At 30.2% G+C, this 17,819-nt stretch carries 25 protein-coding genes, 1 tRNA gene, 1 rRNA gene and 1 pseudogene (1 of these 28 running past the window's edge); 17 read left to right on the top strand and 11 right to left on the bottom strand.

Annotated elements, in window-relative coordinates:
- From ABXT58_RS00645 to ABXT58_RS00680, 8 genes are all read left to right on the top strand, one after another.
- Positions 1 to 119, top strand: partial view of an NAD-dependent epimerase/dehydratase family protein gene (locus ABXT58_RS00645; RefSeq protein ID WP_415304149.1) — the 3' end only. 769 nt of this gene lie to the left of the window's left edge; the window shows 119 of its 888 coding nt (coding positions 770–888); its start codon lies beyond the left edge, outside the window; it ends in the stop codon at positions 117 to 119.
- Positions 120 to 326: 207 nt separating this feature from the next.
- Positions 327 to 441 (top strand): 5S ribosomal RNA (rrf, locus tag ABXT58_RS00650).
- A gap of 11 nt (positions 442 to 452) precedes the next feature.
- Positions 453 to 578, top strand: a complete 126-nt coding sequence (ykgO, locus tag ABXT58_RS00655) for a type B 50S ribosomal protein L36 (RefSeq protein WP_006997331.1) — start codon at positions 453 to 455, stop codon at positions 576 to 578.
- A gap of 5 nt (positions 579 to 583) precedes the next feature.
- A complete protein-coding gene (locus ABXT58_RS00660) occupies positions 584 to 694 on the top strand; it encodes an aa3-type cytochrome c oxidase subunit IV (RefSeq protein WP_415304150.1) in 111 nt (36 codons plus the stop codon).
- Between the two features lie 10 nt (positions 695 to 704).
- Positions 705 to 1,790, top strand: coding sequence for a Re/Si-specific NAD(P)(+) transhydrogenase subunit alpha (locus ABXT58_RS00665; RefSeq protein ID WP_415304151.1), 1,086 nt, complete (start codon positions 705 to 707; stop codon positions 1,788 to 1,790).
- 4 nt (positions 1,791 to 1,794) lie between these two features.
- Positions 1,795 to 2,106, top strand: coding sequence for a proton-translocating transhydrogenase family protein (locus tag ABXT58_RS00670; protein ID WP_415304152.1), 312 nt, complete (start codon positions 1,795 to 1,797; stop codon positions 2,104 to 2,106).
- Entirely contained in the window at positions 2,106 to 3,500 is a 1,395-nt protein-coding gene (locus tag ABXT58_RS00675) for an NAD(P)(+) transhydrogenase (Re/Si-specific) subunit beta (RefSeq protein WP_415304153.1), read from the top strand. The genes ABXT58_RS00670 and ABXT58_RS00675 overlap by 1 nt, the downstream gene beginning before the upstream one ends.
- Positions 3,501 to 3,504: 4 nt before the next feature.
- Positions 3,505 to 4,203, top strand: coding sequence for a transaldolase family protein (locus ABXT58_RS00680; RefSeq protein ID WP_415304154.1), 699 nt, complete (start codon positions 3,505 to 3,507; stop codon positions 4,201 to 4,203).
- A gap of 7 nt (positions 4,204 to 4,210) precedes the next feature.
- Here ABXT58_RS00680 and ABXT58_RS00685 read toward each other — a convergent pair.
- The 11 genes and pseudogenes from ABXT58_RS00685 to tkt form a co-directional block, all read right to left on the bottom strand.
- Positions 4,211 to 4,287, bottom strand: a tRNA-Met gene (locus tag ABXT58_RS00685).
- Between the two features lie 6 nt (positions 4,288 to 4,293).
- Entirely contained in the window at positions 4,294 to 4,488 is a 195-nt protein-coding gene (gene rpsU / locus ABXT58_RS00690; RefSeq protein WP_006997326.1) for a 30S ribosomal protein S21, read from the bottom strand.
- Between the two features lie 54 nt (positions 4,489 to 4,542).
- Positions 4,543 to 5,130: a cell cycle transcriptional regulator TrcR gene (locus ABXT58_RS00695; RefSeq protein WP_415304155.1), complete on the bottom strand. Its 588-nt coding sequence runs from the start codon at positions 5,128 to 5,130 to the stop codon at positions 4,543 to 4,545.
- Positions 5,131 to 5,361, bottom strand: a complete 231-nt coding sequence (gene rpmE, locus ABXT58_RS00700; protein ID WP_271512504.1) for a 50S ribosomal protein L31 — start codon at positions 5,359 to 5,361, stop codon at positions 5,131 to 5,133.
- Positions 5,362 to 5,396: 35 nt separating this feature from the next.
- Positions 5,397 to 6,137 carry an inositol monophosphatase family protein gene (locus ABXT58_RS00705; RefSeq protein WP_415304156.1) on the bottom strand — a complete coding sequence of 247 codons (741 nt, stop codon included), beginning with the start codon at positions 6,135 to 6,137 and terminating at the stop codon, positions 5,397 to 5,399.
- Between the two features lie 5 nt (positions 6,138 to 6,142).
- A complete protein-coding gene (gene efp, locus ABXT58_RS00710; protein WP_415304157.1) occupies positions 6,143 to 6,703 on the bottom strand; it encodes an elongation factor P in 561 nt (186 codons plus the stop codon).
- Positions 6,700 to 7,323, bottom strand: coding sequence for a thiamine phosphate synthase (thiE, locus tag ABXT58_RS00715; protein WP_415304158.1), 624 nt, complete (start codon positions 7,321 to 7,323; stop codon positions 6,700 to 6,702). Before thiE ends, efp begins: the two co-directional genes overlap by 4 nt.
- Positions 7,310 to 8,320: a class I fructose-bisphosphate aldolase gene (locus tag ABXT58_RS00720; protein ID WP_415304159.1), complete on the bottom strand. Its 1,011-nt coding sequence runs from the start codon at positions 8,318 to 8,320 to the stop codon at positions 7,310 to 7,312. Before ABXT58_RS00720 ends, thiE begins: the two co-directional genes overlap by 14 nt.
- Before the next feature lies 1 nt (position 8,321).
- Positions 8,322 to 9,500 carry a phosphoglycerate kinase gene (locus ABXT58_RS00725; RefSeq protein WP_415304160.1) on the bottom strand — a complete coding sequence of 393 codons (1,179 nt, stop codon included), beginning with the start codon at positions 9,498 to 9,500 and terminating at the stop codon, positions 8,322 to 8,324.
- Positions 9,500 to 10,507: a type I glyceraldehyde-3-phosphate dehydrogenase gene (gene gap / locus ABXT58_RS00730; RefSeq protein WP_415304161.1), complete on the bottom strand. Its 1,008-nt coding sequence runs from the start codon at positions 10,505 to 10,507 to the stop codon at positions 9,500 to 9,502. The genes ABXT58_RS00725 and gap overlap by 1 nt, the downstream gene beginning before the upstream one ends.
- A 2-nt stretch (positions 10,508 to 10,509) precedes the next feature.
- Positions 10,510 to 12,469 (bottom strand): annotated as a pseudogene (gene tkt, locus ABXT58_RS00735) (transketolase).
- Between the two features lie 53 nt (positions 12,470 to 12,522).
- On the opposite strand from tkt, the gene ABXT58_RS00740 reads away from it, so the two are divergent.
- Genes ABXT58_RS00740 through ABXT58_RS00780 form a run of 9 tightly spaced genes read left to right on the top strand, consistent with a single transcriptional unit; the run spans position 12,523 to position 17,819 of the window.
- Positions 12,523 to 12,846, top strand: a complete 324-nt coding sequence (locus tag ABXT58_RS00740) for a 5-formyltetrahydrofolate cyclo-ligase (RefSeq protein ID WP_415304162.1) — start codon at positions 12,523 to 12,525, stop codon at positions 12,844 to 12,846.
- Positions 12,834 to 13,280 (top strand): cell division protein ZapA, encoded by a 447-nt coding sequence (locus tag ABXT58_RS00745; RefSeq protein ID WP_415304163.1) that lies wholly within the window; start codon positions 12,834 to 12,836, stop codon positions 13,278 to 13,280. The genes ABXT58_RS00740 and ABXT58_RS00745 overlap by 13 nt, the downstream gene beginning before the upstream one ends.
- A gap of 4 nt (positions 13,281 to 13,284) precedes the next feature.
- Positions 13,285 to 13,830 (top strand): 5-formyltetrahydrofolate cyclo-ligase, encoded by a 546-nt coding sequence (locus tag ABXT58_RS00750; RefSeq protein ID WP_415304164.1) that lies wholly within the window; start codon positions 13,285 to 13,287, stop codon positions 13,828 to 13,830.
- Positions 13,827 to 14,633, top strand: a complete 807-nt coding sequence (locus tag ABXT58_RS00755) for a TIGR00282 family metallophosphoesterase (protein WP_415304165.1) — start codon at positions 13,827 to 13,829, stop codon at positions 14,631 to 14,633. The genes ABXT58_RS00750 and ABXT58_RS00755 overlap by 4 nt, the downstream gene beginning before the upstream one ends.
- Before the next feature lie 5 nt (positions 14,634 to 14,638).
- Positions 14,639 to 15,364, top strand: a complete 726-nt coding sequence (locus ABXT58_RS00760) for a YebC/PmpR family DNA-binding transcriptional regulator (protein WP_415304166.1) — start codon at positions 14,639 to 14,641, stop codon at positions 15,362 to 15,364.
- Positions 15,364 to 15,858, top strand: a complete 495-nt coding sequence (locus tag ABXT58_RS00765) for a crossover junction endodeoxyribonuclease (RefSeq protein WP_415304167.1) — start codon at positions 15,364 to 15,366, stop codon at positions 15,856 to 15,858. Before ABXT58_RS00760 ends, ABXT58_RS00765 begins: the two co-directional genes overlap by 1 nt.
- A gap of 53 nt (positions 15,859 to 15,911) precedes the next feature.
- Complete coding sequence (tolQ, locus tag ABXT58_RS00770; RefSeq protein ID WP_415304168.1) at positions 15,912 to 16,586, top strand: protein TolQ; 675 nt, start codon at positions 15,912 to 15,914, stop codon at positions 16,584 to 16,586.
- Position 16,587: 1 nt separating this feature from the next.
- Positions 16,588 to 17,004, top strand: coding sequence for a protein TolR (tolR, locus tag ABXT58_RS00775; protein ID WP_168606651.1), 417 nt, complete (start codon positions 16,588 to 16,590; stop codon positions 17,002 to 17,004).
- Between the two features lie 5 nt (positions 17,005 to 17,009).
- The gene (locus ABXT58_RS00780) at positions 17,010 to 17,819 is read left to right on the top strand and encodes an energy transducer TonB (RefSeq protein ID WP_415304169.1); all 810 of its coding nucleotides are present in this window, start codon (positions 17,010 to 17,012) and stop codon (positions 17,817 to 17,819) included.

The raw sequence follows: 17,819 nt of genomic DNA on the forward strand, positions 1-17,819 counted from the left end.
ACGGTGAAAGATTTTCTTCTTCTGTGGTAAGTATACATTTATCCAATAAAGTTCATAAACGTTTTGGTAAAATAGATTTAAAAGATTATGTGTCAAATTTTTTAAAAAATATTTCTTAGTGCAAAAAAATACTTTATTACTAGTTAAATTTTAATCCTAAATAGAATAATTTGACATTTTATTTGCAGTCTTGATAGCAAGTATTACTTTTTCTATTTATGCATATGCATTGGCCTGCTTAAAAAAGCTTAAATATATTGCTATTAAGCTTAAATATATCTAATTAAATAGGTTTACAAATAACAAAATCTTGATAAAAGACCTCTGCCGGTGATTATTGCGAAGGAGTTATACCCGATCCCATTCCGAACTCGGAAGTCAAGCCCTTCAGCGCCAATGGTACTTTGTCTTAAGACACGGAAGAGTAGGACATTGCCGGCTAAAAAAAAATTATGAAAATAAAAAGCTCATTAAAATCACTTAAAAAAAGAGACCTTAATTCTAAATTAGTTAGAAGAAGAGGTAGAGTTTACATAATCAATAAAACAAACCCAAAATTCAAAGCAAGACAAAAGTAATTTTTATGGACAATCAAAACCATAAGGATACATGGAGCAATTTTACAAAATTTGTATTGTGGGGAACTGTCGCTGTAATAACTGTTTTAGTTTTAATGGCCATATTCCTACTATAGAGTCAACTCTATGAGAATCGCTTCAGTTTTAGAAAATCAAAATATAGAAAAAAGAATTGCAATCACCCCTGAGATTGCAAAAAAATATAAAGCACTTGGTCTTGAAATTACCATAGCTGAAAAATATGGTGAACACTTGGGATTTAAAGATAGTGATTATAAAGAATTAGGTGTTGAAGTTTCTAATAATAATGAAATTTTAAACACGGCCGATATCATTGTGCAGCTGGGTTTATTGTCTGATGAAAATCTTTCAAATTTAAAAGAAAATCAAACACTAGTTGGAGCATTTAATCCTTACACTAATAAAGAAAAAATAGAAAATTTATCTAAAAAAAATATTAATATTTTTTCTTTAGAAATGCTTCCTAGAATAACTAGAGCACAATCGATGGACATCCTTTCTTCACAAGCCAATCTTGCTGGTTATAAAGCTGTAATAGAGTCATTCTCAAATTTTGAAAAAGCAATACCAATGATGATGACTGCCGCAGGCACAATTCCAGCAGCAAAAGTATTAGTGGTAGGTGCGGGTGTTGCGGGCCTTCAAGCAATTGCAACTGCAAAAAGAATGGGAGCGATTGTGTTTGCAACAGACGTAAGAATTACCTCGAAAGAACAAGTTGAAAGTTTAGGTGGAAAATTTTTATCTATTGAAGGATCTGAAAATCTTGAGACAGAAAGTGGGTATGCAAAAGAAGCATCTGATGAGTTTAAAAAAAAACAAGAAGATCTGTTGGCAGAAACTTTAAAAAAAATTGATATTGTGATATGTACCGCTTTAATTCCAGGTAAAAAAGCTCCATTAATTATTAAAGGCCCAATGATTGAAAATATGCAATCAGGCTCTGTTATTTATGATTTAGCTGCAGCTCAAGGAGGAAACTCAGAGTTCACTGAAGTTGATAAAATAATAATTAAAAATGGTGTAAAGATTATGGGTGAAAAAAATATTCTTAATAAACTCTCTGTTTCAGCTTCAAACTTATACTCAAAAAATGTATTTAATTTTGTGTCAAATTTATATGATAAAGAAAATAAAAAAATCAATATTAATTTAGAAGACGAAATAATTGAAAAAACACTAATAAAATAAAGTTATGGAAATAGACCCTTTTATATTTAGATTAAGCATATTCATTCTGTCAATTTTTATAGGATATTATGTGGTATGGAGTGTAACACCATCTTTGCACACACCATTAATGTCAGTTACTAATGCGATATCCTCAGTAATCATTGTAGGAGCTATAATTGCAGGCTTAGCTGGAAATTCAGATAATGTTTTAACAACCTCTAATGTTCTGGGTTTTTTAGCGATATCACTTGCTGCAGTTAATATATTTGGAGGATTTTTAGTCACCCAAAGAATGCTTCAAATGTATAAAAAAAAGAAGAAAGATAAACAATAATGTCAGCGAATTTATCAGCAATTTTTTATTTAGTATCAGGTGTTTTATTTATATTAGCATTAAGGGGTCTTTCATCGCCTGAAACTTCAAGGCAAGGTAATTTTTTTGGAATTTTTGGGATGACAATTGCCATTACAGTTACTTTCTTATCTGTGGGAAGTTTTTCTAGCGGATTGATCTATGTGCTAATCTTTTTATTAATAGGTGGATTGATTGGAGCATTCATAGCTTATAAAATACCAATGACTGCTATGCCAGAATTAGTAGCAGGGTTTCATAGTCTGGTAGGATTATCAGCTGTATTTGTTGCAATATCAGCTTTTTTAAACCCAGAAGCTTTTAATCTCGGGTCTCCAGGAAGCATAAAACTTGCAAGCTTAATTGAGATGTCAATAGGAGCTGCTGTTGGAGCTATAACATTTTCAGGTTCAATAATTGCTTTTTTAAAACTTCAAGGAATAATGTCTGGTTCGCCAATAACTTTTAAAGGGCAGCATTTGTTTAATGCCTTATTATTGATTTCAATTATAATTTTAACCTACTTATTGTGTTCAACGCAGTCTCCTAATTTTTTTTGGATATTATTAGCAGTTTCATTTTTGATAGGGTTTTTATTAATTATCCCAATTGGTGGAGCAGATATGCCAGTAGTAATTTCCATGTTAAATTCTTACTCGGGTTGGGCTGCAGCGGGAATAGGGTTTACCTTAGAAAATAGTGCATTGATTATAACAGGTGCCCTTGTAGGCTCTTCAGGTGCAATCTTATCCTATATAATGTGTAAAGGTATGAACCGTTCTTTCTTTAATGTTATATTGGGTGGGTTTGGTGCAACAGAACAATCCGCATCTTCTGAAAGTAAGGAACATAGACCCGTTAAAAGTGGAAATGCAGAAGACGCAGCTTTTTTAATGAAAAATGCATCATCAGTTATAATTGTTCCAGGCTATGGAATGGCGGTGGCTCAAGCACAGCATGCATTAAGAGAGATGGTAGATACACTTAAGAAAAATGATATTAAAGTTTCTTATGCTATTCACCCAGTGGCAGGAAGAATGCCAGGACACATGAATGTATTATTAGCTGAAGCCAATGTGCCCTATGATGAAGTTTTTGAATTAGAAGAGATAAATAATGATTTTGCTAATGCAGATGTAGCGTTTGTGATAGGTGCAAACGATGTAACTAATCCTGCTGCAAAAAATGACCCACAAAGTCCAATCTATGGAATGCCAGTTTTGGATGTTGAAAAATGCAAATCCGTACTATTTGTAAAAAGAAGCTTATCCCCCGGATATGCTGGCATTGATAATGATTTATTTTACAAAGAAAATACTTTAATGTTATTTGCAGATGCTAAAAAAATGACTGAAGATATAACTAAAAATCTTTAAATTAATGAAAACTAAAATATTTTGCGATATTGCAGAACTAGACTTAATTAAAAAATTTAATAAAAAAAAGATTGTTAAAGGCTTTACAACTAACCCAAGTTTAATGAGAAAAGCAGGGGCAAAAGATTATAAATCTTATTCAGAAAAAATATTAAAAATTTGTAATAATAAACCTGTTTCATTAGAGGTGTTTGCTGACGAATATAAAGAGATGAAAAAGCAAGCCCTTCAGATTAATACCTGGGGAAAGAATGTTTATGTAAAAATACCAGTTGTCAATTCCAAGGGTATTTTTATGGGTAAAATTATTAAAGAGCTTAATAATTTAGATATTAAACTTAATATTACTGCAATATATAGCGCTAAACAGACAGAAAAAATTCTTAAATTAATCAACAAGAAAACTAAAGTTATAATTTCAATATTTGCAGGTAGAGCAGCTGATGCTGGTAAGGACCCAGTTCCAGAATTTAAAAGAAGCATAAAAATGGCAAAAAAATTTAAAAATGTTGAGATACTCTGGGCGAGTGTTAGAGAGCCTTATAATTATTTACAAGCAAAGCAATTAGGCTGTCATATTATTACTATCCCACCAACAACTATTGAAAAAATAGAAAACTTTGGAAAAACTTTTGATCAACTAACTAAAGAAACAATTAAAGCTTTTTTAGTTGATAGTAAAAAATCAAGGTTTAAAATTTAGCTGATTTTGGTTGCGGGGGACGGATTTGAACCGCCGACCTTCAGGTTATGAGCCTGACGAGCTACCAGACTGCTCCACCCCGCGGTATATTTAAATTCTATTTTTAAGTTTATTAAGCTTTTTAACTCTTTTAATATTTTCTTGTAAAATTCTTTTTTTCTTTTCAGAGGGTTTTTCATAAACACTCTTTAGTTTTACAACCTTAAAGAATCCATCACGTTGTAGTTTTCTTTTTAGAACTCTTAGCGCTTGTTCAATATTGTTATCTTTAACTTCTATTTTCATAAATATTTCTAAAGGTGAGTGATTATCATTATAAAATTTTGATGTCTATTAAATTTATTCATTGTTTGAAACTTCTCTTGATTGTCTTGCTTTTTCTTTTTCTTTTTTTTCTCTTTTTATTCTTCTTTCAGCTTTTTCAATAGCTTCAATTAAGTCTTTTTGAGAAAAAAGACCCAATGCAACAGGATCTTTAGGGTTTAAATTATTATAGTTCCAGTAACTTTTATTTTTAATTGAGGTTACTGAACTTTTAGTCACTCCAACTAATTTTGCTATTTGAGAATCTTTTAAAAGTGAATGGTATCTAATTAACCATAAAGCAGAATCTGGTTTATCCTGTCTTTTGGATAATGGAATATATTTTTTAACTTTTTTATCTTCAGTTGATATTTCAATATCAGTATTTTTTATTTGTAGGTCTTTATTTTCATTTTTTGATGCTAGTTCAATTTCTTCTCTAGTGAGTTGGCCAGATATAATTGGATTATAAGCCATTATCCCTTTTGCAACTTCACCATCTGCAATGCCTTGAACCTCTACTTCATGCAAATTACAAAATTTTGAAATTTGTTTGAATGTAAGAGTTGTATTTTCTACTAGCCAAACAGCGGTCGCCATTGGCATCAATGGTACGTTTGACATTTAATCCTTTTTTTCTGATCTGAAGTTTTGGAATTTCTTATTGAATTTACTAACACGACCCTTATCCATTAATTTTTGCTTTCCACCTGTCCAAGCAGCGTGTGATTTTGGATCAATCTCTAATTTTAGGACCTCTCCTTCTTTTCCCCAAGTTGATCTTGTTTCAAATTGAGTTCCATCAGTCATCTCTACTTTTATGGTATGGTAGTTTGGGTGTATGTCTTTTTTCATATCGTGACTTATAGCAAAAGAATTTTATAAAACAATTAAAAGTTCTTTAATTTTTCAAGCATTTTGTCATTAATTGCCATGCTAGAAGCTCTTATTTTGATGTTTTGATTTTGAGATAGGTTTATTTCATTAATCATCCCACCGGCCTCTTTTAAAATTATTATACCCGCTGCTATATCCCATAAATTAAGATCATTTTGAAAATAACCATCATATCTTCCGGCTGCAACGTAGGCTATATCAAGTGCTGCACTTCCAGATTTTCTTAAAGGTAAATCAACTTCATTTTTGGATGAACCCCCTGTAGCAAATAAGCAGCTATTAAGATCCCTTTTTTTTGAAACTCTAATCCTTTGGTTATTAAAAAAAGCACCATTTTCTTTTTCAGCATAGAACATCTCATCTTTTATTGGATCATAAATTAATCCTGAAACTATTTCATCTCCAGATTTTAGTGCGATTGATATTGCAAAGTGGGGAACACCATGTAAAAAATTTGTGGTACCATCTATAGGATCTATAATCCAAGTATTATTTTTATCTTTATTTTCTTCAGAACCATCTTCTTCACTGATAATGGAATAGTAAGGTCTTGCTTTTTTTAATTCTTCAATAATTATTTTTTCTGCTTTTAAATCAGCATTTGAAACAAAGTCAGTTGGACCTTTGATTGAAACTTGTAACTTTTCTACTTCTCCAAAATCTCTAATTAAAGCTCTAGAAGCTTTTTCAGCAGCCTTTATCATAATATTTAGATTAGCTGATATTGATTGCATAAGATTTATATTTTTTTTATATATTCCATAGTTCTTGTATCAATTATGACTTTATCACCACTATCAATAAAGGGAGGTACTTGAATATTTATTCCATTGTCTAAAGTTGCAGGCTTATAAGAAGAGGAAACTGTTTGACCCTTAAGTGCTACATCGGTTGTTTCAATTGTACATGTGACTTGATTTGGTAACCCTACCATTAGCGGCTCTTCGTTGTAAAAGCTTATGCTTACCTCTAAGTTTTCTGTCAGCATTTTACCCTTGTCACCAACAACCTCTTTCTTAATATTAATTTGTTCATATGACTTGGGGTTCATAAAATGATAATCTGTCTCATCATCATAAAGATAATTAAATTTTGTTTCATCTAGTGATGCTTTTTCCACAGATTCACTTGATCTAAATCTTTCATTTAATTTTGTATTTTTATTTACACTTTTCATTTCAACTTGTGCAAATGCACCACCTTTACCAGGCTTAACGTGTTGTGTTTTTAGAACTTGCCAAAGATCATTTTTGTATTCAATTAACATGCCAACTCTAATTTCACTTGCGTATAATTTCATTTTAATTTTTTAATAGCTTCTAATGGTTTGTATTTTTTATTATTCCAAATGTAGCCTGAAATAGCTAAAAAGTTAGCTTTATTCAATAAAAGTTTTCTATAATTATTAAGCTTTATGCCACCAATGACCACTATTGGCAGAGATGTTATTTTTTTAACAGATTTTAATATTGTTAAACTAGCTCTATATTTAACTATTTTAGTTTTAGACGCATAAAACGCTCCAAAAGCTAAATAATCAGCACCAGCCTCAATAGCTCTCTTTGCTAAATTAATAGAATTATGACAAGTGATACCAATAATTTTATTCTTTAATATTTTTCTGGCTTTTATCAGATCCATATCTTTTTGACCTAAATGACAACCGTCTGCATTAAGTTTTTTAGCAAGTAGAGGATCATCGTTAATTAAGAATTTAACTTTATATTTCTTGCAAATTTTCCTAATTTTTTTACCAATAATCAGTTTATTTAGATTTGTTTCTTTTTTAAGTCTTAACTGAAAGAAACTTACCTTTCCTGAGCTTAATATAAGAGCTAAATTAATATAAAAATTTTCATCCTTTATTTTGTTTGGGGAAATTAAATAAACAAATTTCTTGTCTATTTTATTTTGCTTCAAGTTCTGCTGACCATTTGCCTTGAGCCGCAAGTGTGCACATATTAGCCCTGTGGTTGAAGATTCTTTGAGTACCATTGATATTTTTAATATCTTTTGACCAAAATTTAAGTGCGCTTTGTTGCAAAGCTCTTCCATATGAATAGGTCATAATAAAATTCGTATCGTTGTTTTTATTGATCAAGTTTAAATTTTCAGTTGCCTGTATTTCTGTTTGACCTCCTGATAAAAAAGCAATTCCTGGTACACTTGTTGGTACATTTTCTTTAAGACATTTTAAAGTGAGTTTGGCAACTTCTTCACTTGATAATTCTTCACCAGATTTATTTCCTGGTAGAATCATATTTGGTTTTAATATTATTCCAGTTAAATCGATTTTATTAAGTATTAATTCCTCAAAACATTTTTTAATAACTTCTGAAGTTTTGTTAAAACAATCTTCTGCTGAATGGTTTCCATCCATCAAAACTTCTGGTTCTACTATTGGAACCATTCCACACTCTTGAACGAGTGCAGAGTATCTTGCAAGAGCATGAGCATTTGAGTGAATTGACAATTTACTTGGGTACTTATTTGAAATATTATAAACTCCTCTCCACTTCGTAAATCTAGCTCCAAGCTTGTAGTATTCTTTTAGTCTTTCTCTTAAGCCATCTAGGCCTTCTGTAATTTTTTCTTCAGGTGAGCCTGCTAAAACTTTTGCACCAGTATCTACTTTTATTCCAGGAACAGCACCGGAAGAAGAGATTAGATCGGGTATAGTTTTATTTGAATTTGAAGTTTGTTTAATTGTTTCATCATACAAAATTACCCCACCAATATAATTTTTCATTCCCTCAGAAGAGAAAAGGGTTTCTCTAAATAAAAGTCTATTTTTAGAAGACGATGGAACATTTATAGCTTCAAGTCTCTTAGTCATGGTTCCAGTACTTTCATCAGCCGCAAGTATACCCTTACCATTTGACAAAACTTTTAAAGCAATTTTATTTAATTCAGACATATTAATTTAAAGCTTTTATACCAGGAAGCTCTTTTCCTTCAAGATATTCTAAAAAAGCCCCACCAGCAGTTGAAACAAAATCAAAATTATTAACCGCACCCACACTATTTAATAAAGCAACTGTATCTCCACCTCCCGCTACTGAATAAATAGTATTAGCTTTATTTTTTTCAACAATTTTTTTCATAATTTCTAAACTCCCTTTAGCAAAACTTGGGTTTTCAAAGTAACCAGCGGGACCATTCCATAAAATAGTGTTACTTTCTTCAATAATATTGTTAATATTCTTTATTGATTTAGGACCAATGTCCAAAATTAACTCATTTTCAGAAACATCGTTTAACTCTTTTATTTGCGCTGATCCATTTAAGTCTTTTCCTACAGTGACATCTTCAGGATAAATTATCTTGCAATTTTTTTTTATTGAAAGTGAAAAAATTTCTTCTATTATTTTATCACAATTATCTTCTTGAATAGATTTACCAATATTATGACCTTTGAATTTGAGTACGTTATTAGCCATTCCTCCAACAATTATAATATTATCAAATTTAGGTATTAAATTTTTAATAACATTGATCTTAGTTGATATCTTGGAACCACCAATAATACAGGTTATAGGTTTTTTAATCTCAGAGGTAATCTTGCTTAAAGCATCAATTTCTAGATTCAATTGAAGGCCAGCGTATGAAGGAATGAATTTAGTGATTTCAAAAATTGAGGCGTGTGCTCTATGTGAGCATGAGAAAGCATCATTAACATAAATGTCAGCTAGACTTGCTAAATGTCTTGCAAACACATTGTCATTTTTTTCTTCCTCTTCATAAAATCTAAGATTTTCCAGTATTACAATTTTTTCATTATTAGCATCAAATAGGTCGGTAGATTTAATTTTTTTTATATTTTTGGAAATGAGCCTTATATCTTGGTTTAATTTATTTTTTAGACTTTCACATATCGGTTTAAGAGAAAGCTCATTTACAACTTTACCTTTAGGTCTACCAACATGAGACAGTATTATAACCTTAGTGTTACTTTTTAATAAAAAGTTAATAGTAGGTAAAATTTTATCTATTCGAGTTGTATCAGTAATTTTTCCATTATTTAATGGAACGTTTAAATCTAACCTAAGCAATACTTTTTTTTGATTAAGATTGGTCTCGTCCTTTATATTTCTCATTAAGAGATTTGATCGAGATATTCAGCGATATCACACATTCTATTTGAAAAACCCCATTCGTTATCGTACCAGGCTGATATTTTCCCCATATTACTACCAACAACACTTGTTAATGAAGCATCTATGGTTGCTGATGTGGAGTTGTGATTAAAATCAATTGACACTAGTTTTTCATGAGTAATTTCTAAAACTCTTTTAGATTGTTTTTTAGAAGCAGTAGTAAAAGCTTCATTAATTTTTTCTTTTGTTATTTCTTTTTTTGTACAAAAAACAAACTCTATTAGTGAAACATTAGGAGTGGGAACTCTCATGGCCACACCTTCAAGTTTTCCTTTTAAGGAAGGAATAATTTCACCTATTGCTTTTAATGCCCCTGTAGATGTTGGGACAATTGATTGACTAGCAGATCTGGCTCTTCTAGGATCTTTGTGTGAATTATCTAAAATTCTTTGATCACTAGTAAAAGCATGAATAGTTGTCATAAATCCTTTTTCAATTTCAAAATTTTCATTTAAAACATTGGCAACAGGAGCCAGGCAGTTAGTTGTACAAGAGGCTGCAGAAATAATTTGATCGTCTTTAGTTAAAATATTTTCATTTACTCCATAAACGATAGTTTTGTCCGCATCTTTACACGGTGCAGAAACAATAACCTTTTTTGCTCCATTTTTTATGTGAGATAATAATTTTTCTTTAGAGTTAAATTTTCCAGTACATTCAAAAACGTAGTCAACATCAGATTTTTTCCAATTTATATCTTCAATATTAGATTCTTGAGAAAATGAAATTTTACTTTTATCTATAATTAAGTGATTTTCATCAAAGTCTAAATCTGCATTAAATTTTCCATGGATTGAATCATATTTAATTAAAGTGCAACTTGCTTCAGAATTGGATCTGTTATTAATATGTTTAATTTCTATATTTTTATTTTGGCTTTCAATAATTGCACGAATTACCATTCTGCCAATTCTTCCCATTCCATTGATTCCAACTTTAATTGTCATATTTAACCTTTTATTAGGTTTTTGGTTTTTTTTGAAATATTTTCTGCCGTTAATCCAAAATATTTGTAAATCTCTTTGTAGGGAGCGCTTTTCCCAAACGTATCAATTCCAAAAGCCAAACCTTCTGTTCCAATATATTTTCTCCAACAATCTGTTGAGGCAGCTTCAACAGATATTTTAAATTTTGTTTCACCAAGAATTTTTTGTTTATAGGATTTTGATTGTAGGTCAAAAACATCTTGGCAAGGTACTGATACAACTTTAGAGTATATCTTATCTTTGGCCAATTTATGACTAGCTTCAATTGCTAAATTAACCTCAGAACCACTAGCTAGTATAGTTAACTTAACTTTTTTGTTAGTTCTCAAAACTTCATACGCTCCGAAAGAGCATTTGTTTATATTTGAATATTTTTTTCGAATAGGATCAAGGTTTTGTCTAGTTAAAGATAATACACTCGGTGTTCCTGAATTTTTCAATGCTAATTCCCAGCACTCTATAGTTTCCATTCTATCTGCGGGCCTAAAAACATTTAGGTTTGGAATGGATCTTAATCCAGATAGTTGTTCTATTGGTTGATGTGTTGGACCATCCTCACCTAAACCAATTGAATCATGTGTCATTACATAAATAACACGCTGCTGCATCAAGGCTGATAAGCGAATTGAAGGTTTGCAGTAATCAGAAAATATTAAAAAAGTACCACCATAAGGAATAAATTTACTATGAAGGGCAAGCCCATTCATTATTCCAGACATTGCATGCTCTCGGACACCGTAATGAATATAATCACCATTAAAATCTGCAGATTTAATAATGTTATGATATTTTGTTTTAGTATTATTAGATCCAGCTAAATCAGCTGAACCACCAATTAATGTATTATTTTCTTTAGTGAGAGCATTTAGAGTTAACTCTGAGGCTTTACGTGAAGCTAAACCTTTATTTTCTTTAATAGAATTTTGTTTCTCAGATTTTAAAGCCTTAGAGAAATTATTTTTGAAAACTTTATCTATAACTTGCTTTTTTCTCTTGTAAACTTTGCTCCAGGTGGACTCAATTTTTGCTCCTTTGTTACCAATTTTTCTCCATTCGTTCAAAATATTTTTTGGAATTTTAAAAGGTTCATTTTTCCAATCTAACACTTTTCGAACTAGTTTAATTTCATCTGCACCAATAGGACTGCCGTGTGAAGAGGCTTTTCCTGACTTATTGGGTGACCCATAACCAATTTTTGTTTTACATGAAATGACTGTTGGTTTTTTTGCATTTTGAACTTTTTTTAATGCTGTAAAAATTTCTTTTTCATTATGACCATTAATTAAAATATAATCCCAGCCATAACTTTCAAATCTCTTTTTAAAATTATCTGAAACTGCTAAATTAGTTGGTCCATCTATTGATATTGAGTTGTTATCAAAAAGCATAACTAGGTTTTTTAATTTTAAATGACCAGCTAAACTCATTGCTTCATGACTAATTCCTTCCATTAAACATCCGTCTCCAGCTAAAACATATGTTTTATGGTTTATTACTTCTTTACCTAATCTTTTTTTTTAAAATTTCTTCAGCAATTGCAAATCCAACAGAGTTAGCAATTCCTTGCCCAAGTGGACCTGTTGTTGTTTCAATTCCAGTGCCAGGATGATATTCAGGATGTCCTGCACAAATAGATTTTAATTGTCTAAAATTTTTAATATCATTTAAAGAGATACTTTTGTAACCAGTTAAGTGTAACAAAGAGTAAAGAAGCATAGATCCATGACCAGCAGATAAAACAAATCTATCTCGATTAAGCCAATTTGGATTTTTTGGATTAAATTTAAGAAAATTTTTAAACAAAACTGTTGCCACATCAGCCATCCCCATGGGCATACCAGGATGTCCGGAGTTTGCTTTTTCAACAGCATCTATTGACAAAAACCTTATTGCGTTTGATAAATCTTTATGTAGTTTGTTCAAAAATATCCTATCTAGACTTAGAAGACTCAATTTAATAATATAAATATATATATATGAAAACAGACAGTGAAAAAGAAAAAAAACTTAGTTTTGCCCTTAATAGATTAAAGAGTTTAGATTTACAAAACCCATCCTTAAAGACTAATCTGGAAAATTTAAGTTCTCAAAAAAATCAATTAGAAATTGAAAAAAAACAAATAGAAGAAAAATATCAAAATCTAGAAAGTGAATTCAGGGCCCTTAATCAAAAATTAGAGGATATTAATCAACAAAAAATAGATGAACAAAAAAAAGAAATAGAATTTTCAGAAAAAATAGATGAATTAAATCAAGAAACGGATACTTTATTGGAAGAAATAGACAAATGGCAAATGTAAATATTAAATTTAATGGTAAAGATTTTCTGCTTTCTTGTGATGATGGACAAGAAGAGCACTTAGAGGAGCTGTTAACTCATATTAATCAAAAATTCAGCAATTTAAAGAATGATTTAGGAAACATAGGGGAGAATAAACTTTTATTAATTACAGCAGTTCAAATAATGGATGAATATTTTGAAACTAAAAAAAAAGTAGAACAGAAAAAGAATGAGTTAACAAATCTTTCAAATAAATTTAGAGAACTAAAGTCTTTAGTTTATGATTATAGAGATCAAAAAGAAGAAGAAATGAAACGGTTATCTCAAGATCATGAAGATTTTAAAAAAGAAATAGAAAAGAATAAAGAAGATTATGAGAAAATAATTGAAGAAGCTGCAGATGAAATTGAAAGTTTTGTCGAAAAAGCAAATTTAGAAAATCCAGTCCAGTAGACTTGTGTTAAAATCTAAATTAAGAAAGAAAATTCTTAAGATTAGAGAGAAAACTAATAAAAAAAAAATTCAAATTGATTTTAATCAAATAATAAAAATTCTTAAAAAGGAAAAAATTAATAAAAAAATTATAGGTGGATATTATCCTGTAAACTTTGAGATAGATGATTTGGTATTGTTAAGAAAATTCGAAAAAAATAGATTTAATATTTCCTTACCCGTAATTAAGAAAAATTTTCAGATGGATTTTTATAAATGGTCATTCTTTGATCCATTAAAAGTAAACAAATATGGAATACCTGAGCCAGAAACCAAAAATCTAGTTTACCCAGATATTTTGTTAATTCCTTTGGTGGCATTTGATAAAAATTTAAACAGACTTGGATATGGTGGTGGATATTATGATCGATTAATTGAAAAATTATCAAAAAAAAAAAATGTTATAAAGATAGGCTTAGCTCTTTCGATTCAGAAAATAGATAAAGTGCCAATTAATGTATATGATCAAAAATTAGATTATATTGTAACAAATAAATATATTATAAAATGAAAATACTTTTTTTAGGTGACGTGGTTGGTATTTCAGGACGATCGATGGTTTTGAGCAGTTTACTTGCAAAAATAAAAAATGAAAAAATTGACTTCGTAGTTGTTAATGGTGAAAATGCAGCTGACAGCGGTGTGGGCATTACAGAAGAAATATGTAAAGATTTTTTTAATTGTGGAGTAGACGTGGTTACAACTGGTAACCACGTGTGGGATCAAAAAGAAACAATGAATCATATTGAAAAGGAAAACAGGCTTCTCAGACCTAAAAATTTATTTGAACCATCGCCTGGAAAAGGATTTGGAATATTCACAGCTAAAAATAACATGAAAGTTGGTGTGCTTAATTTGATGGGAAATGTTTTTATGAAAAAATGTGAAGATGTATTTGAAGCTGCTGAAAAATTTTTGAAAAAATATAAGCTAAAAGAAGATTATGATTTTCTATTAGTTGATTTTCATGGCGAAATAACAAGTGAAAAAGCGGCCATGGGTCATTTTTTTGATGGTAATGCAACACTAGTTATTGGTACTCATACACACATTCCAACAAATGATACGAGAGTATTAAAGGGGGGTACAGCTTACCAGACTGATGCAGGTATGTGTGGTGACTACGATTCTGTTATCGGAATGAATAAAGACAATTCAATTAACAGATTTTTAAAAAAAAAATCTACCAAACATTTTCCAGCAATTGGAGAGGCTAGTTTGTGTGGTGTGATTGTTGAATGTGATGTAGAAACAGGGTTAGCAAAAAACGTAGAAAATTTTATACATGGAGGAGAATTAAAAAATTCTCATTAATTATTATGTCAGGTCATTCAAAGTGGGCAAGTATAAAACATTCTAAAGGTAAAGCTGACAAGCAAAGATCTAAAATATTTTCTAAATTATCAAAAGAAATTAGTGTAGCTGCAAAATTGGGTGACAAAGACTCAGATATGAATCCAAGACTTAGATCTGCAATTCAAGCTGCAAAGTCAGCTAACATGCCCAAAGATAATATCGAAAGAGCTATTGCTAAATCATCTGCTAATACTGAAACTAATTATGAGAATTTAAGATATGAAGGATTTGGTCCAGATAAGATAGCTGTGATTGTAGAGGCATTAACAGATAATAAAAATAGAACTGCCTCCAATGTTAGAACTATATTTGTAAAAAGTGGTGGAAATTTAGGGACACAGGGATCGGCATCACATAATTTTAATCAACTGGGCATTATTAAGATAGATAAAAAAGAAATATCTGATGAACAAATTTTTGAATTAGCAATTGAATCAGGAGCTGACGAATGTATTTCACACGATGATTATCACGAGATTCAATGTGCAATGAATGAGATTTATATTGTAAAAAAAAAATTAGAGAAAACAATTGCAAATTTTATTTCAACTAAAATTGAGTGGGTACCTTTAAATAGTGTTGACGTTGAAAAAGATAAAGTAGAAGCTGCAATTAATTTTTTAGAAACACTAGAAGACGATGATGACGTTCAAAACGTTTTTTCAAACATAAATTTTGGAAATAATTAATGCTTATAATTGGAATCGACCCAGGCATAACGGGCTCTATTTGTTTTTTTGAAGATGGGAAAATAATAGATGTAGTGGAAATGCCAAATATGGCAGAGGGTAAAAAAAATAAAAAACAAGTTAATGGTGCTCAAATTTATCATGAAATTTCTTTGCGCATTAAAAATTTAAAAAAAGAAGAAATTAAAGTTGTAATAGAACAAGTTTCAGCCATGCCAGGACAAGGTGTAACCAGTATGTTTAATTTTGGTCAATCTTTTGGAATTTTAAAAGGCATATGCTCTGCCATGCAATTATCAATGTATTTTGTAAGACCTGCTAAATGGAAAAAATATTTTAATCTTATAAATTCTGAAAAAGATGCCAGCAGAACTAAAGCGATAGAGGTATTTCCTTATTTTTCATCACAATTATTAAGAAAAAAAGACTCAAATAAAGCTGATGCAATCTTGATTGCTAGTTTTTATTACGAAACCTATAAATTAGAAGAGTAAATTAAATCTAATAAAGTCAAATTCATGACACATTTAAGTGTGAAATCTTAATTATGGAAGCTGATATTACATCTCAAGCAGTAGGACTCGCATCAAATACAGATTTTTCCTTATGGAGCTTATTTATACGAGCAGATTTTATTGTAAAATCTGTAATACTTATGTTAATTGGCTGCTCTATTTACTCATGGGCAGTAATCATTGAAAAATTTAGATTATTTAAAAAAATTAACTTAGAATCAGAAGAATTCGAGGAAAAATTTTGGAAATCGAAATCAGCAGAAACTTTCTACAATAGTCTGCCAGCAGACTTAGATAACCCCATGGCTTTATTATTTAAAGATTCAATGCAAACTTTATTAAAAGCAAAAAATAAATCCAATCTTAGCGAAAGAATGAGCAGTGTGCTTGAGGTCAATATTGAAAAACAAATAGTAACACTTGAAAAAGGGTTTACATTTTTGGCAACAGTTGGATCTACCGCTCCATTTATAGGTTTATTTGGAACAGTTTGGGGAATAATGAATTCATTTCAATCGATTGCAATTTCAAGAAATACAAGCTTGGCTATTGTAGCACCCGGAATAGCAGAAGCTTTATTTGCAACAGCACTAGGTTTATTGGTCGCAATCCCAGCGGTTGTCGCTTATAATAAATATAATAACGACTCTAAAAAATATTCACAAAAATTAGAAAACTTTTCTAAAAGATTTTTATCAATAATATAAAATGGCTTTTAAACTCAACCGTTCATCTAAAGAACCTATGAGTGAAATTAATGTTACACCTTTTGTAGACGTAATGTTGGTATTATTAATTATTTTTATGGTAACAGCACCATTATTAACAGTTGGAATACAAGTTGATTTACCTGAAAGCTCAGCAGATTCATTGCCCGAAGAATTAGAACCATTAACTTTATCCATTAACTCAAAGGGTGAAATATTTATTCAAGAGTCTAAAGTTGAGTACGATAAAATAATAGCAAAAATTTTAGCTGTATCTAAAAATAGAACAGATACTAGAATTTATGTTCGAGGAGATAAATCAATAAACTATGGTAGAGTTTTAGAAATAATGGGAATGTTATCTGGTTCTGGCTTTACTAAAGTAGCATTAATTTCTGAGCCATATAAAGAGAGGTAATTAAAGTGAATAGAAATGTCATTATTTCTTTTGGATTCCATACTTTGCTAGTCATAATTACAGCTATGAGCTTACCATTTCTTGCCAAAAAACCGATTGATCTTCCACCTATTGTGTCAGTTGAACTCATTCAAATCACAGACAAAACCAATATTCCCTTTGCACCTAAGGCAAAAAAAATAATAGAGAAAGTTAAAGAGAAAGAAAAAAAACTAGTTTCTGAACAAGCACCACCAAAAAAAATAAAAAAACAAAAACCTGACGCCGTTCCATTACCTGATGAAAAAATAGAAAAAATTAAGAAAATTAAAGATGAAAAACAAAATCCTGAAAAAGTAGAGACGGAAATTAAACAAATTTCAGAATTTGAAAAAAAAGAACTATTTGATACCAATGATATTGCAGCATTAATTGATAAATCCAAGACTGAGAGTGCCGAAACAAATAAAAAATTAGATAAAGTTACTCAAGATCAAGATAAAGAAATGGATTTTGGTGGATTAACATTAAGTGAAGAAGATGCCCTAAAAGCTCAAATTTTTGGATGTTGGAGTATTCCTCTAGGGCTGCCATTTAACGAAGATTTATTAGTTAGAATTAAGTTACAATTAAAACCAGATGGCTCTATTATAAGAACAGAGATTCTTGACCATGCTAGAATGAATAGTCCTGGACAAGGATTTTATAAAGTATTAGCTGAAAGTGCATTAAGAGCTATAAAACTTTGCCAACCTCTTAGAGTGCCTAGTACGGGTTATGAGAGATGGAAAGATATGCAGTTAAATTTTGATGCAAGAGAAATGTTAGAAGGATAA

This window comes from Candidatus Pelagibacter sp. Uisw_090 (assembly GCF_047717845.1).
Lineage (GTDB): Bacteria > Pseudomonadota > Alphaproteobacteria > Pelagibacterales > Pelagibacteraceae > Pelagibacter.

Bases quoted from the DNA above. Each gene is read 5' to 3' on its own strand.
- ykgO (WP_006997331.1), top strand. From the start codon at position 453: ATGAAAATAAAAAGCTCATTAAAATCACTTAAAAAAAGAGACCTTAAT.
- ABXT58_RS00660 (WP_415304150.1), top strand. From the start codon at position 584: ATGGACAATCAAAACCATAAGGATACATGGAGCAATTTTACAAAATTT.
- ABXT58_RS00665 (WP_415304151.1), top strand. From the start codon at position 705: ATGAGAATCGCTTCAGTTTTAGAAAATCAAAATATAGAAAAAAGAATT.
- ABXT58_RS00670 (WP_415304152.1), top strand. From the start codon at position 1,795: ATGGAAATAGACCCTTTTATATTTAGATTAAGCATATTCATTCTGTCA.
- ABXT58_RS00675 (WP_415304153.1), top strand. From the start codon at position 2,106: ATGTCAGCGAATTTATCAGCAATTTTTTATTTAGTATCAGGTGTTTTA.
- ABXT58_RS00680 (WP_415304154.1), top strand. From the start codon at position 3,505: ATGAAAACTAAAATATTTTGCGATATTGCAGAACTAGACTTAATTAAA.
- rpsU (WP_006997326.1), bottom strand. From the start codon at position 4,488: ATGAAAATAGAAGTTAAAGATAACAATATTGAACAAGCGCTAAGAGTT.
- ABXT58_RS00695 (WP_415304155.1), bottom strand. From the start codon at position 5,130: ATGTCAAACGTACCATTGATGCCAATGGCGACCGCTGTTTGGCTAGTA.
- rpmE (WP_271512504.1), bottom strand. From the start codon at position 5,361: ATGAAAAAAGACATACACCCAAACTACCATACCATAAAAGTAGAGATG.
- ABXT58_RS00705 (WP_415304156.1), bottom strand. From the start codon at position 6,137: ATGCAATCAATATCAGCTAATCTAAATATTATGATAAAGGCTGCTGAA.
- efp (WP_415304157.1), bottom strand. From the start codon at position 6,703: ATGAAATTATACGCAAGTGAAATTAGAGTTGGCATGTTAATTGAATAC.
- ABXT58_RS00720 (WP_415304159.1), bottom strand. From the start codon at position 8,320: ATGTCTGAATTAAATAAAATTGCTTTAAAAGTTTTGTCAAATGGTAAG.
- ABXT58_RS00725 (WP_415304160.1), bottom strand. From the start codon at position 9,500: ATGAGAAATATAAAGGACGAGACCAATCTTAATCAAAAAAAAGTATTG.
- gap (WP_415304161.1), bottom strand. From the start codon at position 10,507: ATGACAATTAAAGTTGGAATCAATGGAATGGGAAGAATTGGCAGAATG.
- ABXT58_RS00740 (WP_415304162.1), top strand. From the start codon at position 12,523: ATGAAAACAGACAGTGAAAAAGAAAAAAAACTTAGTTTTGCCCTTAAT.
- ABXT58_RS00745 (WP_415304163.1), top strand. From the start codon at position 12,834: ATGGCAAATGTAAATATTAAATTTAATGGTAAAGATTTTCTGCTTTCT.
- ABXT58_RS00755 (WP_415304165.1), top strand. From the start codon at position 13,827: ATGAAAATACTTTTTTTAGGTGACGTGGTTGGTATTTCAGGACGATCG.
- ABXT58_RS00760 (WP_415304166.1), top strand. From the start codon at position 14,639: ATGTCAGGTCATTCAAAGTGGGCAAGTATAAAACATTCTAAAGGTAAA.
- ABXT58_RS00765 (WP_415304167.1), top strand. From the start codon at position 15,364: ATGCTTATAATTGGAATCGACCCAGGCATAACGGGCTCTATTTGTTTT.
- tolQ (WP_415304168.1), top strand. From the start codon at position 15,912: ATGGAAGCTGATATTACATCTCAAGCAGTAGGACTCGCATCAAATACA.
- tolR (WP_168606651.1), top strand. From the start codon at position 16,588: ATGGCTTTTAAACTCAACCGTTCATCTAAAGAACCTATGAGTGAAATT.